Annotated in this window: 20 protein-coding genes and 1 tRNA gene; 6 read left to right on the top strand and 15 right to left on the bottom strand. The window is 68.0% G+C overall.

Annotated features, from left to right (window positions below):
• Positions 1–39: 39 nt before the first annotated feature.
• Both B9Y64_RS09685 and pmbA read right to left on the bottom strand, forming a co-directional pair.
• Positions 40–411: a DUF4870 domain-containing protein gene (locus B9Y64_RS09685; RefSeq protein ID WP_100440492.1), complete on the bottom strand. Its 372-nt coding sequence runs from the start codon at positions 409–411 to the stop codon at positions 40–42.
• A gap of 87 nt (positions 412–498) precedes the next feature.
• Complete coding sequence (gene pmbA, locus B9Y64_RS09680; RefSeq protein WP_100440491.1) at positions 499–1,866, bottom strand: metalloprotease PmbA; 1,368 nt, start codon at positions 1,864–1,866, stop codon at positions 499–501.
• Positions 1,867–1,934: 68 nt separating this feature from the next.
• On the opposite strand from pmbA, the gene yjgA reads away from it, so the two are divergent.
• The gene (gene yjgA, locus B9Y64_RS09675; protein ID WP_100440490.1) at positions 1,935–2,522 is read left to right on the top strand and encodes a ribosome biogenesis factor YjgA; all 588 of its coding nucleotides are present in this window, start codon (positions 1,935–1,937) and stop codon (positions 2,520–2,522) included.
• Between the two features lie 41 nt (positions 2,523–2,563).
• Here yjgA and tldD read toward each other — a convergent pair whose 3' ends face one another.
• Genes tldD through B9Y64_RS09655 form a run of 4 tightly spaced genes read right to left on the bottom strand, consistent with a single transcriptional unit; the run spans position 2,564 to position 10,041 of the window.
• On the bottom strand, positions 2,564–4,009 hold the full coding sequence (gene tldD, locus B9Y64_RS09670) for a metalloprotease TldD (protein ID WP_100440489.1): 1,446 nt from the start codon (positions 4,007–4,009) through the stop codon (positions 2,564–2,566).
• A 58-nt stretch (positions 4,010–4,067) separates the two neighbouring features.
• Entirely contained in the window at positions 4,068–7,922 is a 3,855-nt protein-coding gene (locus B9Y64_RS09665; protein ID WP_100440488.1) for a YhdP family protein, read from the bottom strand.
• A gap of 30 nt (positions 7,923–7,952) precedes the next feature.
• On the bottom strand, positions 7,953–9,440 hold the full coding sequence (gene rng / locus B9Y64_RS09660; RefSeq protein ID WP_005418079.1) for a ribonuclease G: 1,488 nt from the start codon (positions 9,438–9,440) through the stop codon (positions 7,953–7,955).
• A complete protein-coding gene (locus tag B9Y64_RS09655) occupies positions 9,433–10,041 on the bottom strand; it encodes a Maf family nucleotide pyrophosphatase (RefSeq protein WP_100440487.1) in 609 nt (202 codons plus the stop codon). The genes rng and B9Y64_RS09655 overlap by 8 nt, the downstream gene beginning before the upstream one ends.
• A 130-nt stretch (positions 10,042–10,171) precedes the next feature.
• On the opposite strand from B9Y64_RS09655, the gene B9Y64_RS09650 reads away from it, so the two are divergent.
• From B9Y64_RS09650 to arcD, 4 genes are all read left to right on the top strand, one after another.
• Complete coding sequence (locus B9Y64_RS09650) at positions 10,172–10,909, top strand: SIMPL domain-containing protein (RefSeq protein WP_100440486.1); 738 nt, start codon at positions 10,172–10,174, stop codon at positions 10,907–10,909.
• Between the two features lie 217 nt (positions 10,910–11,126).
• Positions 11,127–11,777: an energy transducer TonB gene (locus tag B9Y64_RS09645; protein ID WP_100440485.1), complete on the top strand. Its 651-nt coding sequence runs from the start codon at positions 11,127–11,129 to the stop codon at positions 11,775–11,777.
• A gap of 194 nt (positions 11,778–11,971) precedes the next feature.
• Positions 11,972–14,779, top strand: coding sequence for a TonB-dependent receptor (locus B9Y64_RS09640; protein ID WP_100440484.1), 2,808 nt, complete (start codon positions 11,972–11,974; stop codon positions 14,777–14,779).
• 152 nt (positions 14,780–14,931) lie between these two features.
• Entirely contained in the window at positions 14,932–16,353 is a 1,422-nt protein-coding gene (gene arcD, locus B9Y64_RS09635; protein ID WP_100440483.1) for an arginine-ornithine antiporter, read from the top strand.
• A gap of 150 nt (positions 16,354–16,503) precedes the next feature.
• On the opposite strand, the gene B9Y64_RS09630 is transcribed toward arcD, so the two are convergent.
• The 9 genes from B9Y64_RS09630 to B9Y64_RS09590 form a co-directional block, all read right to left on the bottom strand.
• Positions 16,504–17,451 carry an alpha/beta hydrolase gene (locus B9Y64_RS09630; RefSeq protein ID WP_406753118.1) on the bottom strand — a complete coding sequence of 316 codons (948 nt, stop codon included), beginning with the start codon at positions 17,449–17,451 and terminating at the stop codon, positions 16,504–16,506.
• A gap of 151 nt (positions 17,452–17,602) precedes the next feature.
• Positions 17,603–17,679: transfer RNA gene (locus B9Y64_RS09625), tRNA-Asn, on the bottom strand.
• 22 nt (positions 17,680–17,701) lie between these two features.
• On the bottom strand, positions 17,702–18,172 hold the full coding sequence (gene rlmH / locus B9Y64_RS09620) for a 23S rRNA (pseudouridine(1915)-N(3))-methyltransferase RlmH (protein ID WP_005418108.1): 471 nt from the start codon (positions 18,170–18,172) through the stop codon (positions 17,702–17,704).
• Between the two features lie 64 nt (positions 18,173–18,236).
• Entirely contained in the window at positions 18,237–18,647 is a 411-nt protein-coding gene (rsfS, locus tag B9Y64_RS09615; RefSeq protein ID WP_005418109.1) for a ribosome silencing factor, read from the bottom strand.
• A 58-nt stretch (positions 18,648–18,705) separates the two neighbouring features.
• Positions 18,706–19,371 carry a nicotinate-nucleotide adenylyltransferase gene (gene nadD, locus B9Y64_RS09610; protein ID WP_100440482.1) on the bottom strand — a complete coding sequence of 222 codons (666 nt, stop codon included), beginning with the start codon at positions 19,369–19,371 and terminating at the stop codon, positions 18,706–18,708.
• A 3-nt stretch (positions 19,372–19,374) separates the two neighbouring features.
• Positions 19,375–20,412: a DNA polymerase III subunit delta gene (gene holA / locus B9Y64_RS09605; RefSeq protein ID WP_100440481.1), complete on the bottom strand. Its 1,038-nt coding sequence runs from the start codon at positions 20,410–20,412 to the stop codon at positions 19,375–19,377.
• A 12-nt stretch (positions 20,413–20,424) separates the two neighbouring features.
• Positions 20,425–21,009: an LPS assembly lipoprotein LptE gene (lptE, locus tag B9Y64_RS09600; protein WP_100440480.1), complete on the bottom strand. Its 585-nt coding sequence runs from the start codon at positions 21,007–21,009 to the stop codon at positions 20,425–20,427.
• Positions 21,010–21,146: 137 nt separating this feature from the next.
• On the bottom strand, positions 21,147–23,789 hold the full coding sequence (leuS, locus tag B9Y64_RS09595) for a leucine--tRNA ligase (protein ID WP_100440704.1): 2,643 nt from the start codon (positions 23,787–23,789) through the stop codon (positions 21,147–21,149).
• Positions 23,790–23,894: 105 nt separating this feature from the next.
• Positions 23,895–24,494 carry a DUF998 domain-containing protein gene (locus B9Y64_RS09590; RefSeq protein ID WP_100440479.1) on the bottom strand — a complete coding sequence of 200 codons (600 nt, stop codon included), beginning with the start codon at positions 24,492–24,494 and terminating at the stop codon, positions 23,895–23,897.
• 168 nt (positions 24,495–24,662) lie between these two features.
• On the opposite strand from B9Y64_RS09590, the gene trxA reads away from it, so the two are divergent.
• Positions 24,663–25,520, top strand: coding sequence for a thioredoxin (gene trxA, locus B9Y64_RS09585; RefSeq protein ID WP_100440478.1), 858 nt, complete (start codon positions 24,663–24,665; stop codon positions 25,518–25,520).
• Positions 25,521–25,524: the final 4 nt, after the last annotated feature.

Raw genomic sequence — 25,524 nt, 5'->3', positions numbered from 1 at the left:
GGCAATGCCGGGCGTTTTCAGTTCCGCATGCGGCCGGTCTTACTTGACCAGGCGCAGCGCGAACGGGTAGCGGTAGGCTTCGCCGTTGTTCGCCTTGACTGCGGCGATGATGCAGAACACCAGGTTCAGGAGGCCGACGATCGGGGCCAGGATGCCGCCGATGATCACGATGGTCAGCACGATGCAGATCAGCATCGCGATGGTGATGGTGATCTGGAAGTTCAGCGCTTCCTTGGCCTGGTCGGTCACGAAGGCCTTGCTCGCGTCGTCCTTGTTGATCAGCCAGATGATCAGCGGGCCGATGAACCAGGTGAAGATGCCCAGCAGGTGGGCGGCCAGGGCCATGGTGCGCTGGTCGGCCGGCGCATCGGTGGTGGCCGGCGGCGGCGGGACGTTATCGAATTCACTCACGACAAAACTCCTTTTCATTGGGTGGTCTTGACCCACCAGCACCAGGCTGATTGCGTCAGGCGGGCATAGCTTACGCCATCAACGCCATCAATCATTACCGGCGATGGTCATCCGCCCCAGCAGGATCGATCCGGTCCGGATGTGCGAGCGCGGGTCGACATCGCTGCCGACCGCCTCGATCGTGCTGAACATCTCGCGCAGGTTGCCGGCAATGGTGACGCCGTCCACCGGGTACTGGATCTCGCCGTTCTCGACACGGAAGCCGCCCGCGCCCCGCGAGTAGTCGCCGGTTACCCCGTTCACACCCTGCCCCATCAGCTCGGTCACCAGCAGGCCGTCGCCCATCTGCCGGGCGATCTCTTCCAGCGGGCCGGCATTGGCCGTTAGCTGCAGGTTGTGCACGCCGCCGGCATTGGCGGTGGTCTGCAGGCCGAGCTTGCGCGCCGAATAGCTGCCCAGCACGTAGCGCTGCAGCACGCCGTCACGGACCAGCGCCGAAGCACGGGTGGCCACGCCGTCGCCGTCGAAGGCGGCCGAGCGCAGGCCGCGGCGCAGGTGCGGCAGTTCGTCGATCTGCATCCATTCCGGGAACAGGCGCTGGCCGACGCTGTCCAGCAGGAAGCTGGCCTGGCGGTACAGGGCACCGCCGGACACTGCCGACAGCAGGTGGCCGACCAGGCTGCGTGCCACTTCCGGGGCGAACAGCACCGGCATGCTGCCGGTGGCCAGCGAACGCGGCTGCAGGCGGGCCACGGTGCGCTCGGCGGCGCGGCGGCCGACCAGGCCCACGTCTTCCAGGTCCTCGCGGGCCAGCGCGCTGGTGTACCAGCCATCACGCTGCATGCCATCGCCCTGCCCGGCGATCAGCGCGCAGCCGACCGAATGATGGGTACCGCGCTCACGGCCGAAGAAGCCATGCGAATTGGCGTACACCGACAGGCTCTGCATGCTCGACACCGATGCGCCATCGGAATTGCGGATCTGCGCATCGGCCTCACGGCCCGCGGCTTCGCAGGCCAGGGCCAGGTCCACCGCCTCATCGGCCTGCAGCACCCACGGGTGCCAACCGTCCAGGTCCGGGAAGTCGGTGGCCATCAGCGCGGCTTCGGCCAGGCCGGCGGCCGGGTCGTCCTCGGTATGCCGGGCGATCGCGCAGGCCTGCTCGACCGTGGCGGCGAGGCTGGCCTCGTTCAGGTCGCCGGTGCTGGCACTGCCCTTGCGCTGGCCGAAATAGACAGTCACGGCAATGCCGCGGTCACGGGTGGACTGCACGGTCTCGACCTCGCCGAGACGGACATTGACCTCCAGGCCCCGGTCTTCGCTGCAGCTGACCTCGGCCTGGCTGGCGCCCAGCGCGCGGGCGCGGTCGAGCAGCTGCTGGGAGAGGTCGGCCAGCCGTTCCAGCCGGGCCGGGCTGTCGTCGCCGACGGCGACTTCAGGGGCGATCACGTTCAATGCTTTATCCTGTGCGGGTTGGGCCCGGCATCACGCCGGGCGACTTTTTTTGAGATCAGGTAGGAACGATGCGCGGACGCGACGAAGAAACCGGTGAATTCCACGACAAGAGCCGCAGCCAGAACCGGCGCGACGCGCTCGACGTCCTGGCCCTGGGCGAGAAGCTGGTGTCGCTGACCCCGGCCCAGCTGGCGCGCCTGCCGATCCCGGAAGACCTGCTGCCGCATATCGCCGAGTGCAAGCGCATCACGGCCCACATCGCCCACAAGCGGCAGCTGGCGTTCCTGGCCAAGCACATGCGTCGCGAAGAAGACGCCACGCTGGATGCGATCCGCGATGCGCTGGACGCCAACAGCGAAACCGGCCGCCGCGAAGTGGCGATGATGCACCGCGCAGAGGACTGGCGCGACCGCCTGCTGGCCGAGGGTGACACAGCTCTGGCCGCACTGCTCAACGACTACCCGCAGGCCGACCGCCAGCAGCTGCGCACCCTGGTACGCAACGCGCAGGCCGAAAAAGCCAGGAACAAGCCGCCGCGCGCCTACCGCGAGATCTTCCAGGTGCTGCGCACCCTGATGCTGCCGGCCGCGCTGGGCCTGAAGGCCAGCGCCGAAGACACCGACTCCGTCGAGACCGACGAAGCCGACGAGGACTGAGTCCCCGCCGAGCGGGGCGGTGGCGCTGGCCATCGCCCGGCTCAGGCCTGGGTACCGCCGACGGTGATGCCCTCGATCAGCAGCGAGGGCTGGCCGACACCCACGGGCACGCTCTGCCCGTCCTTGCCACAGATGCCCACGCCCTCGTCCAGAGCCAGGTCGTTGCCGACCATGCGCACCTTCTGCATGGTTTCCGGGCCGTTGCCGATCAGGGTCGCGCCCTTCACCGGCGTGGTGATGCGGCCATCCTCGATCAGGTAAGCCTCGGTGGCCGAGAACACGTACTTGCCGCTGGTGATGTCGACCTGCCCGCCGCCGAAGTTGACCGCGTACAGTCCCTTCTTCACCGAACGGATCATCTCCTGCGGGTCGTGCTGGCCGGCACGCATGTAGGTATTGGTCATGCGCGGCATGGTCAGGTGCGCGAACGATTCACGGCGCCCGTTGCCGGTCGGTGCCATGCCCATCAGCCGCGCATTGAGGCTGTCCTGCATGTAGCCGACCAGGATGCCGTCCTCGATCAGCGTGGTGCACTGGGTCGGGTGGCCTTCGTCATCGATGTTCAACGAACCGCGCCGACCGTCGAGCGTGCCATCGTCGACGATGGTCACCCCCGGTGCCGCGACACGCTCACCGATGCGGCCGGCGTAGACACTGGTGCCCTTGCGGTTGAAGTCACCTTCCAGGCCGTGGCCGACCGCTTCGTGCAGCAGCACGCCCGGCCAACCCGGGCCCAGCACCACCGGCATCATGCCGGCCGGCGCCGGCACCGCTTCCAGGTTCACCAGCGCCTGGCGCAGTGCTTCCTGGGCGAGGGCCTCCGGGCGGCCACTGGCAAACAGATCTTCGTAGCCATAGCGGCCACCACCGCCGGCATAGCCGGACTCGCGACGGCCATTGTGTTCGACGATCACCTGCACGTTCAGGCGTACCAGCGGACGCACGTCGGCTGCCAGCACGCCATCACTGCGGGCGATCAGCACCGTATCGACGCCGCCGGACAGGCTCACCATCACCTGCTTCACGCGGGGATCGGCGGCACGCAGGTAGTCATCCAGGCGCTTGAGCACCTCGACCTTGGCTTCGTTGCCGATACCGTCGATCGGGTCCAGCGCCGGGTACAGCGCGCGCGCATTGCCACGCAGCAGCGAACGTCCGCGCTGCGCACCGCCCTCACGCGAGATCGCGCGCGCCGACTGTGCCGCCGCCAGCAGCGCATCGGCATGGATGTCATCGGAGTAGGCGAAGCCGGTCTTCTCGCCGGAAATCGCCCGCACGCCCACGCCCTGCTCGATGGAATGGGCGCCGTCCTTGACGATGCCGTCTTCCACGCTCCAGCTCTCGCGGCGGGCGTGCTGGAAATACAGGTCGCCGAAGTCGACACCGGGGCCAAGCAGCTGGCCGAAGGTGCGCTCCAGGCCAGCGGTATCCAGGCCGCCGGGGCGCAGCAGGCGATCTTGGGCAAGCGTCAGGGCGATATCAGTCATGGTCTCGATCTGGGGGTGCGGGGGCGCTCAGGCAAGCCCCGTGAACAGGAAACCGCGCTCAGCGCGAGCGCGGCAGGTCGGTGACGGGCGGCGGAATGGCCGGCGCAGGTGCCGGCGCGGGCGGCGGGGTCTTGTCGCGGCTGCGCTCGATCACTTCCACCTTCGGCTCCTTCCATGGACCGGTCACCTTGTAGGTGCGGGCGCCAATCTCGCCCAGCGGCTTGGACAATACCGCATTGGTCGCCGCGCCCAGCGCGGCCCCCACCGGGCCACCGGCCACCGCACCGACCACGGTCAGCAGGTTGCCCGCGCGCGGGTTGACGTCGATGGTCTGGTCGAACCGCTGGTTGCGCAGGTCGGCCTGTCCACGGATGGTGATGTTGGCCGCCGGGCCCTCGATCAGCACCTTGTCGGTGCGCGCCATGCCCTGGCCGAACTGCATGTTGCCGTCGATCTGGTTGAACGCGAAGCCCTTGGAGAAGAAGTCGCGGAAATCGAACATCAGGCGACGCGGCAGCTGCGCGACGCTGAGCAGGCCCAGCACGCGGCCGGCGCCCGGATCCAGCTCCAGCAGCTGGCCATTGCGCGCGTGCAGGTCGAGGCTGCCCTGCAGGTTGCCCAGCTGGAAGTCCGATGGACCACCGCTCCACGAGGCCTGCAGCTGCGCCTGGCCGGAACCACCGCGCAACTGGCCGCCGTAGTCGAGGTTCTGCATCAACCCGCCCAGGTCCTCGCTGCGCACCTGTGCGGTCAGCTCGGTACGCGCACCCCCGGTACGGCCCAGCCAGCGGCCGCTGATGTCGATCTCCTGGTCCGGCGCACGGAAGCGCAGCTCGTCCACGTTCAGGCCATTGGCCAGCGGGCGCGTGCGCAGCACCGCCTGGCCCAGCACCACCTTCCCGAACTTCAGGTCGGCGATGTCCAGCGCGAACGGCGGCAGCTTGGCCGGGTCCATGTCGTTGGCACCGGCCTGTACCCGCGCAGGTGCGGCCGGCGCACCCGGTGCCGCCGGCAGCGACTGCCAGTGCACGCGGTCAAGCTGGCCACTGATCGTGCCGCCGTCTGCATTGGGGACCGTCAGGCGGCCAGCCAGCGACGGGCCGTCCAGGCGCACATCCAGTGCCTGCGGGCCCGGGTGCAGCTGCAGCCGGGTCTGCTCGAACACACCGCCGATCAGCTTGAGCTGGCCAACCTGCACGTCCACCGCACGCAGTGGCATGGCATCGTCGTCACCGCCGCCCCGTGCCAGGCTGATCCACTCCAGCGCATCCAGGGTCGGGCTGCGGCCATTGACCGTCAGTCCGCTTGGCGGCGGCTCGCGGTCGACATGATCACTGCCCAGCGTGACCTGCACGCCGGTCTGGTTGTTGTGGCTGCGTGCCGCCAGGGCCAGGCGCTGGCCGAAGGCCACATCGATGCGGCCGGCGCCCATCGGCAGCTGCGCGGCCACCGTGGTCGCCAGCGGTTCGGCGGCGGGCTTGTCCAACGGCGCGGGCAGGTCCAGCCGGGTGCCGACCAGGTCCGAACTCAAGCGCAGCTCGCTCGGCGGCGCAGGCGCGCCCGGGGCCACCTTGGGCAGGTTGACTGCGATGGTCCACGCCGAATTGCCCGTGATGTAGGGCTTGAGCCAGGCCATTTCCGGTGCGCGGTCGATCAGTACGCCGACATCAAGATGGGCCGTCAGCTGCGATTCGAAGGCCCGCGTGCTGTCGTGCACGTAGCCACCGGCACGCAGGCTCAGGCGGCCATCCTGGCCAAGGTGGCGCACCGCCAGTTCCTCGGCGTCGAAACCGCCATTGCTGTAGCGCGCCTGCCCATGCATGTTGTCGAAGGCCAGCTGGAAGCGCTTGTCGACCAGCTTCACGCCGGTCAGATCGACCGTGCCCTGCAGGTGGCCCTCGCCTTCGTCCAGGTGCAGCGGCTGCAGCAGATCGAACGTCACATGCGCCGGGCCGCTGGCGACCAGGTTGTCCAGGGTGTCGCCGTAATCCTTGTGCAGCGGGCTCTGGCGCAGCATCGCCAGCAGCTTGCCGGCCTCGCTCGGCGCGTCGGCGCGCACGTACAGCGGCTGGTGGCCGAAGTCCGGAATGCCGGCCTCGAATTTCTGCACTGCCACGCCAGCCAGGTCGCCACGCCCACGCATGTCGAAGCCGGGGCCGATGAAGGCGATATCGGCATCGACCTGGCTCATCAGCGGCCAGTCGTGCTGGAAGCGGATGTCGCCATTGGTGATGTGGCCGGTGGCCTCGAAGCGGCCATCGTTGTTGTCGAACGGCCAGTCGTCCAGATCACCGGTGACCAGGCCGACACCACCGCGTACCTGGCCGCCGGCCAGTGCCATGTCCAGCCAGTCGGTGGCGCCCTTGCTCATCTTGGAGTGGATCCAGAAGCGCTTGGCCGCCGTCATCGGCACGTCGTCCAGCTTGGCGGCCAGCTGCAGCCACGGCCGCGTGCCGTCGCCCTGGAACCAGACACCGCCGCGCACGTCGGCCGCGTAGTCGGTGCCTTCCACGCGCATGGCCGGCGTTCCGATCCGCCAACCACCGCCCTCGTCGCGCCAGCCCACGATCTGACCGGCCAGGTGCAGGTCATGCCGCACGCCAAAGCCGGTCGGCCAATCGAACTGCAGCTGCCGTTGCGGCTGCAGCTGCAGGCTGAAGCCATCGGCATCGCCTTCGAAACGCCCGCCCAGGCCGCGCAGGCCCGGAGAATCGCCAACGCTGGCAAAGCCCAGCGACTGCAGCTCGCCCTGTGCCCGCAACGGACCATCGCGTTCGCCGGCCAGCTGCAACTCGCGCACCTCCAGCTGCGGCCTGGACAGGAACAGCCAGCGCCGCAGCCCCGGTTCAAGGCGATCGCTCAGGGCCAGCCCGCGCAGCGCGGTACCGGCCTGCACCGCACCGGCGTCCACCCGCAGCTGCTTGCCGACCTGCATCTGCAGGCCATCGAGCTGCTGTTCGCCGTCTTCGGTCTTCAGCCGCAGGCGTGGCACCTGCAGCGCCCAGCCATCGGCCTGGCGCTGCCAGCGCAGGCGGGCCTGCAGCCGCTGCAGTTGCAGCTGCGGTGCCGCCACGCCGGGCATCGGTGCGCCGTCGACGCGCACGTCGCGCAGGTCCGAATCGGTGGTCAGCGCCACCGGCGCGAAATCACGCAGGGTCAGCCACAGGTTCAACTCGCCCTTGCCCTCGCGCAGGCGGACACCGCCGGCCGCCAGCAAGGGCGACCAGGCATGGAAATCGACAGGGTCGGCACCCAGCCAGGCCTGGCCATTGCCGCGCACGCGGTCCACGTCCAGTACCGCGGTCAGCGGCAGCGCCTCGGCCTGGGCCCAGGCGCGTACGCCCACGCGCAGGCGATCGCCATTGACCCGCATGCGCAGGTCGATGCGCGGCAGCGTGGTGTCGATGCCCAACGCCGGCGCGCGTACGCCCAGGCGGCCCCCGATCACCTGCAGTTCGCCCAGCCGGCGCAACGCGTCCAGAGGATCACCACCGCTGTCGGACTGCGGCAACCCCCGCACCGACCAGCGTCCGTCGTCGCCCTGCTGCAGGTCCAGCGCCAGGCCACGCAGGCGCAGCTCGGTCAGCGAACGCCCGGGCAGCAGCCCGCTGTACATCGACACCAGCACCTCGGCCTCACCGATCGCCAGGCCCTGCCCGGCACCGATGCGCAGTCCTTTCAGCTGCAGCAGCGGGCCACGACGGGTCCAGGCCGTGTGCAGCTGGTCGAATCGCACCGGCTGGCCGGCACGCTCACTCAGCCAGGCGGCAATCTTCTCGGGATGGCGCTCGGCCAGCGGCAGCAGCTGGCTGAGCGTGCCCACCAGCAGTGCAAGCCCGACCAGGCCCACCGCACAGGCGGCAATGAAATGACGGCGGATCCTTCGCAGTCGCAGGCGCGGCGGCGCGCTCATCGGCCACCGCCGGCCTGCGGCCGGCGAGGATCAGAGCAGAACAACATCGAATTGCTCCTGCAGGTACTGCTCGTCCGCCTGGAAGCGGATGCTCTTGCCGAGGAACTCCTCCAGCTCGGCCACCGCCGACGATTCCTCATCGGTGATGCGCGCGACCACCTTGGTCGAGGCGATGACCAGCAGCCGCGCGGCATCGAACTGGCGCACGGCACGGGTGATCTCGCGGAAGATCTCGTAGGTCACCGTCTCGGTGGTCTTGATGCTGCCGCGGCCGCTGCACTGCGGGCAGGTTTCCGACAGCTGGCGCTCCAGGCTTTCCACCGTGCGCTTGCGGGTCATCTCCACCAGGCCCAGCGGCGAGAAATCATAGACCGTGGTCTTGGCATGATCGCGGGCCAGCGCTTTCTCAAGCGTGCGCAGCACCTGGCGGCGGTGCTCTGCGTCATCCATGTCGATGAAGTCGATGATGATGATGCCGCCCAGGTTGCGCAGCCGCAGCTGCCGCGCCACCGCCTGCGCCGCTTCCAGGTTGGTGCGGAACACCGTTTCTTCCAGGTTGCGCTGGCCGAGGAACGAGCCGGTGTTGACGTCGATGGTGGTCATCGCTTCGGTCTGGTCGATCACCAGGTAGCCACCGGATTTCAGCGGCACCTGCTTGTCCAGCGCGCGGCCGATCTCGTCCTCCACGCCGAACATGTCGAAGATCGGGCGGTCGCCGGAATACAGCTCCAGCTTCTCGGCCAGCACCGGCATGTACTTGGCGACGAAGGCCTGCAGCTGGCCGAAGGTCTCCTTCGAGTCCACCTTCACCTTGTCCACGTCCTTGCGGATCAGGTCGCGCACGGACCGCAGCGGCAGGCTCAGGTCTTCATAGATGATGCTGCACGACGGCGCTTCGCGGCCGCGGCGCTCGACCACGTTCCACACCCGCGACAGGTAGGCGATGTCCTCGGCGATGGCCTCGGCCGGCTGCCCTTCGGCGTTGGTGCGCACGATGTAGCCGTAACCACCGTGCTGCGCCGACAGTTCGGTCACCAGCGCCTTCAGGCGGGCGCGCTCGGTTTCGTCTTCGATGCGCGCCGACACGCCCACCACCTTGGACTGCGGCAGCAACACCATGTAGCGCGAGGGAATGCTGATCTGCGTGGTCAGGCGGGCACCCTTGGTGCCGATCGGGTCCTTCACCACCTGCACCACGATGTCCTGGCCGTCACGCAGCAGCTCGACGATCGGCACGCTGGCCGGCGGCGGCAGGGTGGTGTTCTCGGTGTCGGCGCTGGCCACCGGCGCCGGCCGCACCACGTCGTTGGCGTGCAGGAACGCCGCGCGCTCCAGGCCGACTTCGACGAAGGCGGCCTGCATGCCGGGCATGACCCGCTGCACCTTGCCCTTGTAGATGTTGCCGACCACGCCACGGCGCCAACCGCGCTCGATGTGCAGTTCCTGCAGCATGCCATTTTCGATCACCGCGACCCGGGTCTCGCGCGGGGTCACATTGACCAGGATTTCCTCAGACATCGGCAGCCTCCCTGGCGGCATCGGCAGTGGGGGCCGGCACGCCACAGCGCGCCAGCAGTCGATCGGTATGCAGCAGCGGCAACCCCATTACGCCGGAGTAGCTGCCGGAAAGATGTTCGATCCAGCGTTCGGCCCCACCCTGGATGGCGTAGGCACCGGCCTTGTCCAGCGGCTCGCCGGTGGCGACATAGGCGGCGATGCTGGCGGCGTCGATCGGGGCGAAGGTCACTTCGGAAATGACCAGCTCGCTGTCCAGGCCGTCTGCGCCAACCACCACCACCGCGGTCATCACCTGATGGGTGCGCCCGGCCAGACGCGCCAGCATCGCCCGCGCGTCTTCGGCGTCGGCCGGCTTGCCGAAGACCTCGCCCTCCAGCACCACCTCGGTGTCCGAACCGAGCACCCGCGCCTGCGGGTCGCCGGCCAGCACCCGGGCCAGCCCGGCACGCGCCTTGTCGGCGGCGACCCGGCACACATACTGTTCGGCACTTTCAGTCGCCGCGCGATGCTCGGCGACCTCCAGGTCAAGGGCCTGGAAGGGGCGTCCGAGTCGGGCCAGCAGCTGGTTGCGTCGGGGGGAGCGGGAAGCAAGATAGAGCATCGGCACAGCATAACCTGAGGCCGCCACCTGAATCGTCGGCAACCCGTTACGGAACGCGTACAACCCCGAACAGGCTCACAGCGCGTTCATCGCTACGACACCACCCTCACCGCCACAACAAGGAGATCCCATGCGCCTGACCGCCACCCCGCTGCTGCTTGCCCTGTCCCTCGCCCTTGGAACCTCGATGACCGCTCATGCCGCTCCGTCGTCGCCGTCGATCGCCGCCGCGGCCGAAGGCACCCTGCTGAACATCTCGGCCAACGCCGAAGCCACCCGCGTGCCGGACATCGCCACCCTGTCGGCCGGCGTGGTCTCCCAGGCCGCCGACGGCAACAGCGCCATGCGCCAGAACGCCCAGCAGATGGACAAGGTGCTGGCCGCGATCAAGGCCGCCGGCATTGCCGAGCGCGACGTGCAGACCAGCGGCGTCAGCCTCAACCCGCAGTACCGCTATGCCGACAATGAAGCGCCGAAGATCACCGGCTACCAGGCCAGCAACACGGTCAGCCTGAAGGTGCGCGACATCGCCAAGCTCGGCAAGGTGCTCGACGCACTGGCCGCCCAGGGCGCCAACCAGATCAATGGCCCCAGCTTCGAGATCGACCAGCCCGAACCGGTCTATGACGAAGCCCGCCTGGCCGCCCTGAAGAAGGCCCAGGCCCGCGCCCAGACCTACGCCAGGTCGCTGGGCCTGCAGGTGCGCCGCATCGTCAGCATCTCCGAGAACAGCAACGGCGGCTTCCGCCCGATGCCGATGATGCGCACCATGGCGGCCGGTGCGGCGATGGACAAGGCCACCCCGGTCGCGCCGGGTGAATCGACCGTCTCGGTCAACCTGGACGTGGTGTTCGAACTGGGCCGCTGATCGCGCCGGCCACTGCCGACACAGGCGGGTCCCGCAGGGGGCCCGCCTTTTTTCGTGCCCTCCTGCGGCGCTGGCTGAAGGCCAGCCCAACGCGCATGCCCCTGCCTCTAGGCAGTGGCCGCCATGCCGCGCTACTGATGGACTGCCAGCCGCGTGCGGCAACCCCGCCACGGGCCCTGGTGCGTTGAGGACTTCGTCACTGGCATGGAGGTGGATCATGGTTCGTACGTATCCCGTTGCATCCCCGCACTTCGACCCCGCCCGCGTAGCCGCCTGGAGTGCGGCGATCGCCCTGCACCTGCTGGCCTTCCTGTTGCTGCTCATCCCTGCGACCTACCAGGCCGTGCAGGTCCCGCGTGACAAGACCCCGGTCCGGCTGATCGAGAAGATCCCGCCACCGCCGGCGCCGCCGGTTCCGCTCCCGCCGAAAGACATCGTCCAAGTGGTGCCGAAACCGCGGACGCAGCCGGTGGTACCGCCACTGCCCGCACCCACCGCGACCGTGGAGGAGACCCAGGGCATCGCGTTGCCGGCCGCCGAACCGGCTCCGCCGCAGCTGGCGCCGAGCATCGATACCTCCACCCCACTGGCGGGCGCCCAGCTGCAGTACCGCAGCGCCCCGCCGCCGGCCTACCCGATCCAGGCCATGCGCAACCACGAACAGGGCACGGTCCTGTTGCGGGTGGAAGTGAACATCCACGGCCAGCCGGTCGCCGTCAGCGTCGAGCGCAGCAGCGGCTCGCGCACCCTGGACCAGGCCGCCCGCCAGCAGGTGCTCAAGCACTGGCGCTTCGAGCCAGCCCAGCGTGACGGCGTTGCGGTTCCGGCCATCGGCATGGTGCCGGTACAGTTCTCGCTGCCGGACTGAGCGACCCACCGGCCCGGCCTCGCGCCGGGCCGGCCCCTGCTACTGCCCGGGGATGCGGACAGACCAGGACCAAGCGTTACCGATTAAGCAAAAATTCACGACTTCGTCACCCGGTGGAAACCTAGATTGGCGCGTCCCGGTATTGATCCGGCGACAGCCCTCAACGCTACGGTTTTCCAGTTAGGAGAGAAGCTGTGAAACACCCGATCCAACGGCCCGCCAGCCGCCGCCGCAGCACCCTGGCATCGTCCATCACCCACATCCTCACCGGCGGCGCCCTGCTGCTGGCCGGCGCCGTCGCTTCCTCCTCCGCCTTCGCGCAGGAAAAGGCCACCAACCTCGACCGCATCACGGTCACCGGCTCCAACATTCCGCGCACCAACACCGAGACTCCGTCGCCGGTACAGGTGGTGACCCGCCAGGAAATCGACCGCACCGGCAAGACCTCGCTGGCCGAGTACCTGCAGACCATCACCGCCGATGGCGCCGGCTCGATCCCCAAGACCTTCGGCAACGGTTTCGCCGGCGGTGGTGCCGGCATCTCGCTGCGCGGCCTGGGCGCCGGCTCGACGCTGGTGCTGTTGAACGGCCGCCGCATGGCCACCTATGGCCTGGCCGATGACGGCCAGAAGGTCTTCACCGACCTCAGCACCATTCCGCTCGATGCCGTCGAGCGCGTGGAAGTGCTCAAGGACGGCGCCTCGGCGATCTACGGCTCCGATGCCATCGCCGGCGTGGTCAACATCATTCTGCGCAGCGACTTCCAGGGCGCCATCCTGCGTGGTTCCTACGGCCTGTCCGGTGACAGCGATGGCGACGCCAAAAAGGCGACCCTGACCGCCGGTACCGGCGACCTGGCCACCGATGGCTGGAACGCATTCTTCAGCCTGGACGTCGGCAAGACCGACGCGATCAAGCTCAGCGACCGCAAGAACCGCAAGTGGATCGGTACCGGTGACACCCGCCAGTGGGGCTATGACAAGACCGCCCAGTTCCTCGGCGGTGCCTACACCCGTGGCGGCACCTCCGGCGGCTCCGGCCCGAACGGCTCCTACCTCGACGCCACCGGCCACCTGGTGCCGCTGCCGGGCTGTGCTGGCCTGACCACCATCGGTGGGCAGACGCCGGCCAGCATCGCCGCTGACGGCTGCCTGTTCGATCCGGCGCAGCAGTACCGCGACCTGATCCCGGAAGAGAAGTACGTCAACGTGTTCGGCCGCGCCAGCTTCGCCTTCGGTGAAGGCGGCGAGATCTACACCGAGATCGGCTACTCGAAGAAGGAAACCATCTTCAGCAACACCCCGTCCGGCGTGTCCGGTGGCTGGGGCTACCCGGGCGGCCCGGTCAACGCCAACAGTGGCCCAGGTGCCACCGTGCTGGGTGCCAACCACCCGGACAACCCGTTCTACGGGCAGCCGGGCGCCACCCCGGTCCGCGTGCGCTACTCCGCCTGGGATGTCGGCCCGCGCGTGACCGACAACACCAATGAGTTCAACCGCTTCCTGGTCGGCATCAAGGGCAACTGGGGCGACTGGAGCTACGACACCGCCTACCTGCATTCGGGCACCGACCTGACCAACAAGCGCACCGGCTTCCTGCGTTACAGCTCGGTGCTGTGCGCGCTGGGCAACCCGAACTGCGCCGGCGGTACCTGGCGCATCGGCGACAACGCCAACCTGAACTCGCAGGCGCTGTACGACTACATCTCGCCGACCATCAGCGCCCGCGCCAAGTCCAGCCTGGACATGTTCGACTTCACCGTGTCGCGCAGCCTGATGGACCTCAAGGGCGGTCCGCTGGGCCTGGCGATCGGTACCGAGTGGCGCAAGACCAGCAACAGCCTGACCCCGCAGACCTACACCGACCAGGGCGACATCATCGGCCTGGGCTACTCGGCCTATGACGGCACCCAGAACGTCTACGCCGGCTACGTCGAACTGTCGGCGCCGGTGCTGGAACAGCTGGAACTGTCCGGTGCCCTGCGTTACGACAAGTACGAAAGCGGTGAAGGCAAGGCCACGCCGAAGCTGGGCGTGAAGTGGACCCCGGCCGACTGGATCGCCCTGCGCGCCAGCTACGCCGAAGGTTTCCGCGCGCCGAACCCGGCCGAGAACGGTGACGGTGGCCTGGCTGCCTTCTCCACCGCGGTCGACCCGGTGCGTTGCCAGATCAGCGGCAACGCCGCCAGCGAGTGCGGCGCCAACTCGGTGGCGATCATCACCAAGCCGAACAAGCTGCTGAAGCCGGAAGAGTCCAAGAGCTACTCGGTCGGCATCGTGCTGCAGCCGACCTCGACCACCTCGATGACCGTCGACGCCTGGCAGATCAAGCGCACCAACGAGATCGTGCAGGGCAGCACGGCGGCGGCGATCCTCGCCGGCAACGTGCTGCGCGACAGCAACAATCTCAATGGCGTGGCCAACAGCGGCACCATCCTGGCGGTCAACACCGGCTACGTGAATGCCAGCTCGTCGCGCGTGCGCGGTATCGATACCGATATCCGCCAGACCTTCGAGATCGGCCCGGGCCAGCTGGAGCTGGACCTGCAGTGGAGCCACATCCTGAAGTTCGAGCGCACCGAAGGCGGCGACACGGTTGATTACGTGGGTACCCACGGCAACTGCGACGTCACCAACTGCATCGGTACGCCGAAGGACAAGGTCAACTTCGGCACCACCTGGAAGCAGGGCCCGTGGAGCGTCAGCGGCATCGTCAACTACATCAGCAAGATGGACAACATCGACAGCCGTGGTGGCAGCTACCTGGCCTTCTACGCTGACGGTACGCCGGTGACGAAGATCTCCTCGTTCACCACGATGGACCTGTCCGGTCGCTGGAGCATCAACGATTCGTTCGAACTCAACGCCTCGGTGGCCAACGTGTTCGATCGCATCGCCCCGCTCGACCCGACCACCTACGGCGCGGTGAACTACAACCCGATGCACTTCTCCGGTGCGCTGGGCCGTTACTACACCGTCGGCTTCAAGTACACGTTCAAGTAATACCGGTTGCAGCGTCACCCTCGAAGGCCCGGGCTTCTGCCCGGGCCTTCATCGTTTCCGTGCGTACCGGTTTCGGTGGCCGGTGCTTGCAGGCATGTTCACGGGGACATCGCTACCGTGTGCTCGCGGCATCCACGCCGCAGGGGATCTCCATGGCCGCGACATCGCAACGCCTGGGCCTGCCCGCGTTGACTGCACTGGTAGTCGGCTCGATGGTCGGCGCCGGCATCTTTTCACTGCCGCAGAACGTGGCGCGCAGCGCCGGCCCGGCCGCCGCGCTGATCGGCTGGGCGGTCAGTGGCGCCGGCATGCTGATGCTGGCCTTCGTGTTCCAGGCCCTGGCCAACCGCCGGCCGGATCTTGATACCGGCATCTACGCGTACGCGCGCGAAGGCTTCGGCAACTACATCGGCTTCTCCGCAGCATGGGGCTACTGGGTTGCCTCGGTGCTCGGCAACGCCAGCTTCTTCGTGCTGATCTTCAGTGGCCTCGGCCACTTCCTGCCGGTGTTTGGCGAAGGCAACACCGCAGCCGCCGTGGCCGCATCGTCCGTGCTGTTGTGGACCGTCCACCTGCTGGTGCTGCGTGGCCTGCGAACAGCGGCCATCGTCAACGGCCTGGTGACCGTGGCCAAGCTGCTGCCGATCGCGCTGTTCCTGATCCTGGCTGCAGGCGCGTTCCGCATGGACGTGTTCCGTGCCGACTTCCTCGGCAGGCCCGCACTCGGTGACCTTGGCCAGCAGCTGCGCGGCATGATGCTGGTGACCGTGTGGGTATTCATCGGCATCGAAGGCGCCAGCATCTATTCGCGGCGTGCCGCGCGCCGTGCCGACGTCGGCCGTGCCACGGTGATCGGTTTCCTGGGCGTCTGGCTGCTGCTGGTACTGGTCAGCCTGCTGTCGATGGGCGTGCTGTCGCAGGCCGAACTGGCCAGGCTGCCCAACCCATCGATGGCCTATGTGCTGCGCGCCATCGTCGGCGAATGGGGCGCAACGGTGATCATCATCGGTTCGATCATTTCAGTGCTCGGTGCGCTGCTGGCCTGGGTGCTGCTGTGCGCTGAAGTGCTGTATGCCGCCGCCGGCGACGGCACCATGCCGGCCTTCCTCGGCCGCGAGAATGCGCGCGGCGTGCCGGCCAATGCACTCTGGCTGAGCAACGGGCTGATCCAGCTGTTCCTGCTGCTGGTGCTGGTCAATGCGGGCAGCTACACCGGGCTGGTGCTGCTGGCCGCATCGATGAGCCTGGTGCCCTATTTCCTGTCCACCGCGTTCGGCGTGCAGCTGGCCTGGCGCGGTCAGGCCTACGCAGGTGAGCCCGGCGTGCGCTGGCGCGATTTCGGGGTCGCACTGCTGGCCAGCGCCTATGCGCTGTGGCTGGTGTATGCCGGCGGCCTCGACAAGCTGCTGCTGTCGGTGCTGCTGTATGTGCCGGGCGTGGTGCTGTTCGCACTGGCCCGGCGGCAACGCGGCGAGCCGGTATTCACGCGCTGGGAGTGGGTGCTGTTCGGCGCGATCCTGGCGGTGGCGGTGGTCACCTTGGTGGCGTTCCGCAGGGGCCAGCTAACGCTGTAGAGCCGAACCATGCCCGGCTTCGCGCATGCAGCCGGGCATGGCTCGGCTCTACGGGTTGAGGCAGCCGAGCGTAGGCTCGGCTCTACGGGGTGAGGCAGCCGAGCGTAGGCTCGGCTCTACGGGGTGAGGCAGCCGAGCGTAGGCTCGGCGCTACGGCTCCTGCTTCGGCAGCATGCCGATGTCCTGCATCCAGCGCTCGGCCAGCCGCGGCCACGCCGTTACAGGTGCATCCTTCATGCGCAGCCCGAATGCATGGCCGCCGCGGGCGAACAGATGCATTTCCACCGACACGCCCGCGTCGATCAGCGCACGGTAATAGGCCAGTGATTCGCGCACGTCATCGGTGCGATCGTCGGTGGCCTGCGCGATGAAGGTCGGCGGCACCGTGTCATCCACGGCGATGTCCTTGACCAGCGACAACCCCTTTCCGTGCCCTGCCCACAGGTGCCCGGAATACATCACCATCGCGAAATCGGGGCGGCTCGGCTGCTCATCCGCGGCATCGACCGGCGCGTAGCTGCGCAGCGCATGCGTGCTCAGTCCCGCCACTACATGACCACCCGCGGAAAAGCCGATTACCCCGATCCGCTTCGGATTGATTGCCCAGCGCCCGGCCTGCGCGCGCAGCAGGCCCATTGCACGCTGTGCATCCTGCAGGGCCATCGGCACCTTCGGAATGTCGCGGCAGTTGCACTCGGGGTCCCAGTTCGGGCCGGATGCCGGCACGCGATATTTCAGCAATGCACAGGTGACGCCCTGCGCGGTCAGCCAGTCGCAGATCTCGCTGCCTTCCAGGTCCATCGCCAGCACCCGGTAGCCTCCGCCAGGCACCACCATCACCGCGGTGCCATTGGCCTGCCCCTTCGGCGGAAACATGGTGAGGGTCGGTACCGCCACGTTCTGCAGCATCATCCAGTGTTCACCACTGGCTTCGGAGGTTGCTTCGCTGACCTGCTCGGGCCCTTTCAGTTTCGGCGGCACGCTCACCTTGCCCTGCGGCCACAACGGAAGCTCGGTGGCGCCCTGTGGCGGATGCCAGGTGGAGGGCGCGGCCTTCGCTGCGGCGAATGGCAGCAATGCAAGCAGCACAGAGCCCAGGGACAAGAGTGCGCGCACGATCAGCATCCGTGGTTGGAGCTGCAGATTGTACGGCCGGGCCCGCGCTCGGCTGCATCCTCGAAGCCGGGCGCGGGCTCGGCCACAACAGGGCAAAAAAAAACCTGCATCTCGCGATGCAGGTTTCTCAAGGTGGCGCCCGAAGTTGGACTCGAACCAACGACCCCCTGATTAACAGTCAAGTGCTCTAACCGGCTGAGCTATTCGGGCAGACGACTAGTATAACCACTCTTCACGCGCGATGGTAGGGGTGATTGGCAATCATTGCCGCAGCCCGATACAGCTGCTCGGCCACCACCAGGCGCACCAGCATGTGCGGCAGCGTCAGCGGTCCGATCGACCACTTCTCATCGGCCAGCGCGGAGACTTCCGGCGAATGCCCTTCCGGACCACCGATCAGGAACGCCAGGTCCCGGCCCTGCCCGCGCCAATGCTCCAGGCGCTGTGCCAGCTGTTCGGAACTGAGCTGCCGTCCCGGCACATCCAGTGCCACCACATAAGCGTTCTTCGGCAGCGCAGCGATGACCCGCTTGCCTTCATCTTCGGTGGCGCGGCGCGGATCGCGGCCCTTGCCGCGCAGGCCGGGCTCGATTTCCACCAGCTCGAACGGCAGCCAATGCGACAGCCGCTTCTGGTATTCGGCGAAACCCTGCGCGACCCAGCTGGGCGCGCGTTCACCGGTGGCGATCAGGCGGGCTTTCATCAACGGTCCTCCAAAACGTCGACGGCGCCATCGGCGCCGTCGAAGGGATGCGTCAACGTGTGGCTCAGGCCACTTCGTCGTCGCTGGACGGCGGCTGGTCGCCGACGGTCCACAGGCGCTCGAGAGCGTAGAACTCACGCACGCGCGGCAGCATCACGTGGACGATCACGTCGCCCAGATCAACCAGCACCCACTCGGCTTCGCGCTCGCCTTCAACACCCAGCGGCATCACATCGATGTTCTTGGCGAAGCGCACGACTTCATCGGCGATCGACTTGACATGGCGGGTCGAGGTGCCCGACACGACGATCATGTAGTCGGCAACGCTGGACCGGCCGCGCACGTCGATCTCGACCAGGTCCTTGGCCTTCAGGTCTTCGGTGGCTTGGCGGACGCTGGCCAGCAGTTCCGGCACGGACGGCGGCGGGCTGGGCAGATCGACCTTGATGGTCTGGGGCTGGGTCTGGTTGCTCAAAGTGGATCGACTCGATAAACGTGGGGGCGATTATACGGGGATGGCGCGGCCGCGCCATTCACGCTGTGGCCGGGCGGTACAGCCCGTGTGCAGCGACATAGTCGGCCACGGCCGGTGGCAGCAGGGCACGCCAGGGACCACCGGCAGCGATCTGCGAGCGCACGGCGCTGGCCGATTCCTCGCGCAGCGGGTGGTGCAGGCGCAGGATGCGCCCGGCCGGGCTGGCGAACAGGGCCTGCTCGTTGTCGGCCCAGCGCCCTTGCAGGGCACGCCCCAGTTCACCGTCGATCGACGCCTGCAACGGACTGCCCGGCCGTTCGGCCACCACGAAATGGGCCAGCCCGAACAGGGCCTCCCATTCGTGCCAGCCGGACAGGCCCAGCAGGCTGTCGGCGCCCACCAGCCAGGCCAGCGGCCGGCTCGGGCCCAGCTCGCCACGCAGCTCGCGCAGGGTATCGACGGTGTAGGAAGGACGACCGGGATAGCGGGTGGCACGGTCCAGTTCGCGGCGGTCCAGCAGCAGCCCCGGCTCGTCGCCGATGGCCAGCGACAGCATGGTGCAGCGCTGCTCGGCGGTGGCACCGGGTACCGAACGATGTGGCGGATCGCCCGCCGGCAACATGCGCACGGCGACCTGCAGTTCGTCACGGGCAGCCCGCGCGATCGCCAGATGCCCCAGGTGCACCGGATCGAAGGTGCCCCCGTAATAGATCCGCAGGCTCATCACTCAGGCCCGTGCCAGCAGGCGCACGGCACGCGGTTCGGCCACGGCCACCAGCAGGCGCTCCAGCGCCAGCCAGGCATCACCGTCGGCGCGCCCCTTGGCGATGCGGTCGACCAGGCCGGCTTCGGCCACGAAGCGTTCCCAGCGCTTGCCTTCCGGGTGCCGCTGCAGCGCGCGCTTGTAAGGCGCCTGCCGCGATTCCCAGATGCCACGCGATTTCATTTCGGCAGCCAGGTTGCCGCCACGGGCCTGCACGCGGGCCAGGCCGGCACCAGCCAGCAGTTCGCGGATCACGATCGGCATCAGCGCCGCCACTGCCTCGCCCTCGCCACGCAGGCCGGCCAGCATGCGCAGCACGGCCGGCGGCTGGCCGGAGAACGTCGCCTCCACCAGCCGGAACACGTCGTAGCGGGCAGCGTCAGCCACCAGCGACTCCATCCGCTCCACATCCAGCGGCTGGCCATCGGCCAACAGCGCCAGTTTGTCGATTTCCTGGGCGGCCGCCAGCAGGTTGCCCTCCACCCGCTCGGCCAGGCGCTGCACGGCGGCCGGGTCGGCACGCAGGCCCTTGCTGCGCAGGCGGCGCTCGATCCAGTCCGGCAGTTCGTGCGGCTTGATCGCCCATGCCACCGACAGCACGCCGATACGGCTGACCGCCTCGGCCCACTTGCCCTGATGGGCCTTGCTCCATTCATTGGCGGTGATCATCAGCACCACGTCCGGCGCCGGGTTGGCGCAGAACTGGCTGATCACCTCGGCGCCATCCTTGCCCGGCTTGCCGCTGGGCAGGCGCACCTCGACCAGGCGGCGGGCGCTGAACAGGCTGGGTGCATTGAAGCTGGCGTCGAGCTGGTTCCAGTCGAAATCACGGCCATCGGCGTCGAACACTTCGCGCTCGCCGATGCCCGAGGCGCGCGCACGCGCGCGGATGGCATCGGCCGCCTCCAGCACGCGCAGGGTTTCCGGGCCTGCGATCAGGTACACCGGCGCCAACGGGGTGTCAGCGCCCTGGCTGGCCAGCTGCTCCGGACGCAGTTCCATCGTCGCTGCCGCTCAGTGCTTGACGGCGGCGGCCGGCCCGGCCGGCACCGCACCCTCGATCGGCTTGGCCTTCGGCGCGGACAGGCTGCCACCCTTCTCGATCTCGGCGCGGACCACGCTGTCGATACGACGGATGATCGAGGCGGACATTTCCCGGCGCAACTCCGTGGCCAGGATTTCGCGTTCGGTGGTGGTACCGGTGGCGTCGGTCGGCGGCGACACGTAATCGCGCGACAGTTCGATCACCTGCTGCGGCACCAGTTCGCTGCCATCTTCGCGGCGGAAGAGGAAGATCACGGCGTAGCGCAGGCTGTATTCCTGTGCACGGCCCTGCGAGTCGATGGCAATCGGCAGGTCACCCCAGCGCTCGGACAGCACCTGCAGCTGGGCACTGGGTTCCTTGCTGTCCTCATCGGCCAGCTTGGCACCGGAAGCCAGCAGGCTGCGGTTGAGCAGCTTGACCAGTTCACTGTACGGGGCGGTGGATACCACCTTCACCGGGGCGGTGTCGGTCGGCAGCATCAGCTTGTTGCGCAGATGGAAGCCGCAGCCGGCAAGGCCGAGGACAAGAACGAGGGCAAGCAGGATTCGGGTCATGGAGACAGTCTGGCGGAGCCGGGCGATCACGGCAACACACAGCGTGCCCGAAGCCGCGTGAATGCAGGGCCATCATGTACCCGGCCCTGCTTCTGGAAAGGCACCGGCCACCACGCGGGTGGCCGGTGCGGGGTACATCAGGCGGCGACGATGTTCACGATCTTGCCGGGGACGATGATGATCTTGCGCACCGTCAGGCCTTCCATGAACCTGGCCGCGTTGGGCTCGGTCAGCGCCAGCGCCTCGACCTGCTCGCGCGCGGCATCGGCGGCCACCTCGATGGTGCCACGCAGCTTGCCGTTGACCTGCACCGCCAGGGTGAGCGCATCGCGAACCAGCGCGCTGCTGTCGGCCTGCGGGAACGGCTGGTCTTCCAGCAGCGTCTCGCCATGGCCCAGCACCTGCCACAGGGCGTGGCTGGCATGCGGAGTGATCGGGTTCAGCAGCAGCACGATGGCCTGCAGCGCTTCCTGGCGCACCGCGCGGCCCTGCTCGCTGCCGTCCTCGAATTTGGCCAGCGCGTTCATCAGCTCCATCACCGCAGCGATCGCGGTATTGAAGCTGTGGCGGCGGCCGTAGTCATCACCGACCTTGCCGATGGTTTCGTGGGTCTTGCGGCGCAGCGCCTTCTGGTTGGCATCCAGCGCGGCGGCATCCAGCGCCGGGGCGGTACCGTCGGCCGCGTGCTTCTGCACCTGGGCCCACAGGCGGCGCAGGAACCGGGCCATGCCGTCCACGCCGGCCTCGTTCCACTCCAGCGACTGCTCCGGCGGCGCGGCGAACATCGAGAACAGGCGCACGGTGTCGGCGCCGTACTTGCCGACCATCGCCTGCGGATCCACGCCGTTGTTCTTCGACTTGGACATCTTCTCGGTGCCACCGACCACCACCGGCTGGCCGTCGGCGATCAGGGTGGCGCCGGTGATGCGGCCGCGCTCGTCGCGCTGCACTTCCACATCGGCCGGGTTGATCCAGTCCTTCGAGCCGTCCGGGTTCGGGCGGTAATAGGTTTCGGCGATCACCATGCCCTGGCACAGCAGGTTGCGCGCCGGCTCGTTGCTGTCCACCATCCGCGCGTCACGCAGCAGCTTGTGATAGAAGCGGAAATACATCAGGTGCAGGATCGCGTGCTCGATGCCACCGATGTACTGGTCGACCGGCAGCCAGTAATTGCCGCGCTTGTCGACCGCATCACGGGCACCCGGCGAGGTGTAGCGGGCGTAGTACCAGCTCGACTCCATGAAGGTGTCGAAGGTATCGGTCTCGCGCTCGGCCGCGCCGCCGCAGTCCGGGCAGGTGGTCTTGCGCCATTCCGGGTCGGTCTTGATCGGCGAGCCGGTGCCGGCGAACGCCACGTCTTCCGGCAGCACCACCGGCAACTGCTCTTCCGGCACCGGCACCGCACCGCACTTGGCGCAGTAGATCACCGGAATCGGGCAACCCCAGTAACGCTGGCGGCTCACGCCCCAGTCGCGCAGGCGGTAGTTGACGCGGCGCTGGCCCTGGGCCTTGCGCTCGAAACGTTCGGCCAGGGCTTCGAAGGCTCCCTGGAAATCCAGGCCGTCGAATTCGGCGGAGTTGACCAGTTCGGTCTGGCGGCTCTTGTCGCTGTACCAGTCCTGCCAGCGGCTGCCGTCCCAGTTGCGCTCCTCTTCGGTGCGCGCATCCTTCAGGGCGATGACCTGCCTGATCGGCAGGCCGTACTTGTTGGCCACTTCGTTGTCGCGCTGGTCATGGCCCGGAACGGCCATCACCGCGCCGGTGCCGTAGCCCATCAGCACGAAGTTGGCGACCCACACCGGCACCGGCTCGCCGGTGACCGGATGCAGCGCGCGCAGGCCGGTGTCCATGCCGCGCTTTTCCTGGGTTTCCAGCTCGGCCTCGGACACACCGCCCTGCTTCAGGTCGGCCAGCAGCGCCGCCAGTTCCGGGTTGTTCTTCGCCGCGTGCAGCGCCAGCGGATGCTCGGCGGCGATCGACACGAAGGTCACGCCCATCACCGTGTCCGGGCGGGTGGTGAACACGCGCAGCGGGTCCAGCATGCCGCCATCGACATCACGCACGTCGAACTGGATTTCCAGGCCCTCGGAGCGGCCGATCCAGTTGCGCTGCATGGTCTTGACCGATTCCGGCCAGCCGTCCAGCTCGTCCAGGCCGTCCAGCAGCTCCTGGGCGTAATCGGTGATGCGCAGGAACCACTGCGGGATCTCGCGCTTCTCGACCAGGGCACCGGAGCGCCAGCCACGGCCGTCGATGACCTGCTCGTTGGCCAGCACGGTCTGGTCGACCGGGTCCCAGTTCACCACCGCGTTGCGGCGATAGGCCAGGCCCTTGCGCATCAGGCGGGTGAACATGCGCTGCTCGTGGACGTAGTAGTCCGGACGGCAGGTAGCGAACTCGCGCGACCAGTCGATGGCATAGCCCAGCGACTTCAGCTGGCTGCGCATGTGATCGATGTTCTTGTAGGTCCACGCCGCCGGCGCGGTCTTGTTCTTGATCGCGGCGTTTTCCGCCGGCAGGCCGAACGCGTCCCAGCCCATCGGCTGCAGCACGTTGTGACCGGTCATGCGCTTGTAGCGGCTGATCACGTCGCCAATCGTGTAATTGCGCACGTGGCCCATGTGCAGCGCACCGGACGGGTACGGAAGCATCGACAGGCAGTAGTACTTCGGCTTGTCCGAAGTCTCGTCGACCTCGAAGGCACGGGTGGCGTCCCAGTACTGCTGGGCGTCGGATTCAACCTGCTGCGGGTCGTAGGCGTTGGTTTCAGCGCTGGTCATGGAACACGCGGATGCGGCGGCAAAGCGGTACAGCGTACCGCAGTGCGGCAAACGTCTCCAATCCTGCCTGCTGGAGGTGGACGCCGCGACGCTCCGCAAGGCGTCTCAGCGTGGGCGCGACAGCGGCAGTACGGCCACCAGCCAGACCGCCCAGCAGGCGAATGCCAGCCGTTGTGCCAGCGGCGCCGGCAGTACACCCTGCAGCGCAAACGCCGCCAGCGCGGCCAGCACGCCACAGCCCAGGGCCAGCCCGCCCAGGGCGCGACCCTGCGCCTGGCGCAACTGCGACGTGCCCAGCAACAGGGTCCCGGCGACAAACCCCAGCACCCAGATCATCCAGGCACTGGCATGCAGCTGGCTGGCCGGCCCATGCAGGTCGTCCACGTCCAGAGGCAGAAGCCCCATCGCAGCAAAGGCCAGGCCGGCCACGAGCAGCATCTGGCTGCCGACCCGTGGTGCCCAGCCGGCGGTGGCGGGCAGGCGGCGACGCAGGCGCTCAGCCACCCCCACGGCCAGCACACCGGGCAGCACGAAACCAAGCAGGTTGAAGGCCAGCGCATGCGGCACACCGCGCGCGCCCAGCAGCGCCACCGGGTGGCGGGCCTGCGCATAGCCCTCCAGGCCGGCACCGAAGCCGGCCACGGCCAGCACGAACACGACTGCAGCAAGCAGCCCCAACCAACGATCAAGCCGGACCACGGACATTGCGCGCAATCACCCGGAAAGGAATGGACCACAGCATTGTCACGGCAGCGGCGCGATGCGCCAAGCGGCAACACACCCCGATGAGGCCCGTTGCGTGATGGCAGGGTTGAGACCGGCGTCGATCGTCACCATAGAATCGGTCTCCAGATGCCAAGCGATGCCTCCCCCATGACCGAGACGACCTACGTATTCGACGCCACCACTGCGACCTTCGAGGCCGAAGTCCTGCAGAAGTCGCTGCAGACGCCGGTGCTGGTCGACTTCTGGGCCACCTGGTGCGGGCCGTGCAAGACCCTGGGCCCGATGCTGGAAAAGCTGGCGGCCGAGTACAACGGTGCCTTCGAGCTGGCCAAGGTCGATGTCGACAAGGAACAGCAGATCGCTGCGGCCTTCCAGATCCGCTCGGTACCGACCGTGTTCCTGGTCAAGGGCGGCCAGCTGGTGGACGGCTTCCCCGGCGCCATCCCGGAAGGCCAGCTGCGTGAGTTCCTGGCCCAGCACGGCATCGTGCCGGCCGATGTCGGCGACACCGCTCCCGAAGATGACGCCCCGCTGGACCCGCAGGCGCAGGTCGACGTGCTGCGCGCACAGATCGCCGCCGAGCCGGACAAGGATGAGCTGAAGCTCGACCTGGCCCTGGCCCTGCTGCAGATCGGTGGCGTGGACGAAGCCGGTACCCTGATCGACGGCCTGCCGGCCAATCTGGCCACCGACGACCGCGCCGTGCGTGCCCGCGCCCGCCTGGCCTTCGCCGCCGCACTGAAGAATGCCCCGGCGGCCGAGGTACTGGAGGCACGCATCGCGGCCGATGGCAAGGACCTCAAGGCCCGCCACCTGCGCGGCGTGCAGCTGCTGCTCGGCGGCCATGACGAGGCCGCGCTGGCCCAGTTCCTGGAAATGCTGCGGATCGACCGTGGGTTCGAGGAAGGGCTGCCGCGCAAGGCCCTGATCGACGCCTTTAATGTGATCTCCGACGAGGACCTGGTTGGCCAGTACCGCCGCAGGATGGCGTCGCTGCTGTTCTGAACGG

Source organism: Stenotrophomonas maltophilia (assembly GCF_002799245.1).
Lineage (GTDB): Bacteria > Pseudomonadota > Gammaproteobacteria > Xanthomonadales > Xanthomonadaceae > Stenotrophomonas > Stenotrophomonas maltophilia_S.
This window is presented reverse-complemented; position numbering and strand designations above follow the sequence as displayed.

Excerpts from the sequence above, each read along its gene's own strand:
- yjgA (WP_100440490.1), top strand. The coding sequence starts at position 1,935 with ATGCGCGGACGCGACGAAGAAACCGGTGAATTCCACGACAAGAGCCGC.
- tldD (WP_100440489.1), bottom strand. The coding sequence starts at position 4,009 with ATGACTGATATCGCCCTGACGCTTGCCCAAGATCGCCTGCTGCGCCCC.
- B9Y64_RS09665 (WP_100440488.1), bottom strand. The coding sequence starts at position 7,922 with ATGAGCGCGCCGCCGCGCCTGCGACTGCGAAGGATCCGCCGTCATTTC.
- rng (WP_005418079.1), bottom strand. The coding sequence starts at position 9,440 with ATGTCTGAGGAAATCCTGGTCAATGTGACCCCGCGCGAGACCCGGGTC.
- B9Y64_RS09655 (WP_100440487.1), bottom strand. The coding sequence starts at position 10,041 with ATGCTCTATCTTGCTTCCCGCTCCCCCCGACGCAACCAGCTGCTGGCC.
- B9Y64_RS09650 (WP_100440486.1), top strand. The coding sequence starts at position 10,172 with ATGCGCCTGACCGCCACCCCGCTGCTGCTTGCCCTGTCCCTCGCCCTT.
- B9Y64_RS09645 (WP_100440485.1), top strand. The coding sequence starts at position 11,127 with ATGGTTCGTACGTATCCCGTTGCATCCCCGCACTTCGACCCCGCCCGC.
- arcD (WP_100440483.1), top strand. The coding sequence starts at position 14,932 with ATGGCCGCGACATCGCAACGCCTGGGCCTGCCCGCGTTGACTGCACTG.
- rlmH (WP_005418108.1), bottom strand. The coding sequence starts at position 18,172 with ATGAAAGCCCGCCTGATCGCCACCGGTGAACGCGCGCCCAGCTGGGTC.
- nadD (WP_100440482.1), bottom strand. The coding sequence starts at position 19,371 with ATGAGCCTGCGGATCTATTACGGGGGCACCTTCGATCCGGTGCACCTG.
- holA (WP_100440481.1), bottom strand. The coding sequence starts at position 20,412 with ATGGAACTGCGTCCGGAGCAGCTGGCCAGCCAGGGCGCTGACACCCCG.
- lptE (WP_100440480.1), bottom strand. The coding sequence starts at position 21,009 with ATGACCCGAATCCTGCTTGCCCTCGTTCTTGTCCTCGGCCTTGCCGGC.
- leuS (WP_100440704.1), bottom strand. The coding sequence starts at position 23,789 with ATGACCAGCGCTGAAACCAACGCCTACGACCCGCAGCAGGTTGAATCC.
- B9Y64_RS09590 (WP_100440479.1), bottom strand. The coding sequence starts at position 24,494 with ATGTCCGTGGTCCGGCTTGATCGTTGGTTGGGGCTGCTTGCTGCAGTC.
- trxA (WP_100440478.1), top strand. The coding sequence starts at position 24,663 with ATGACCGAGACGACCTACGTATTCGACGCCACCACTGCGACCTTCGAG.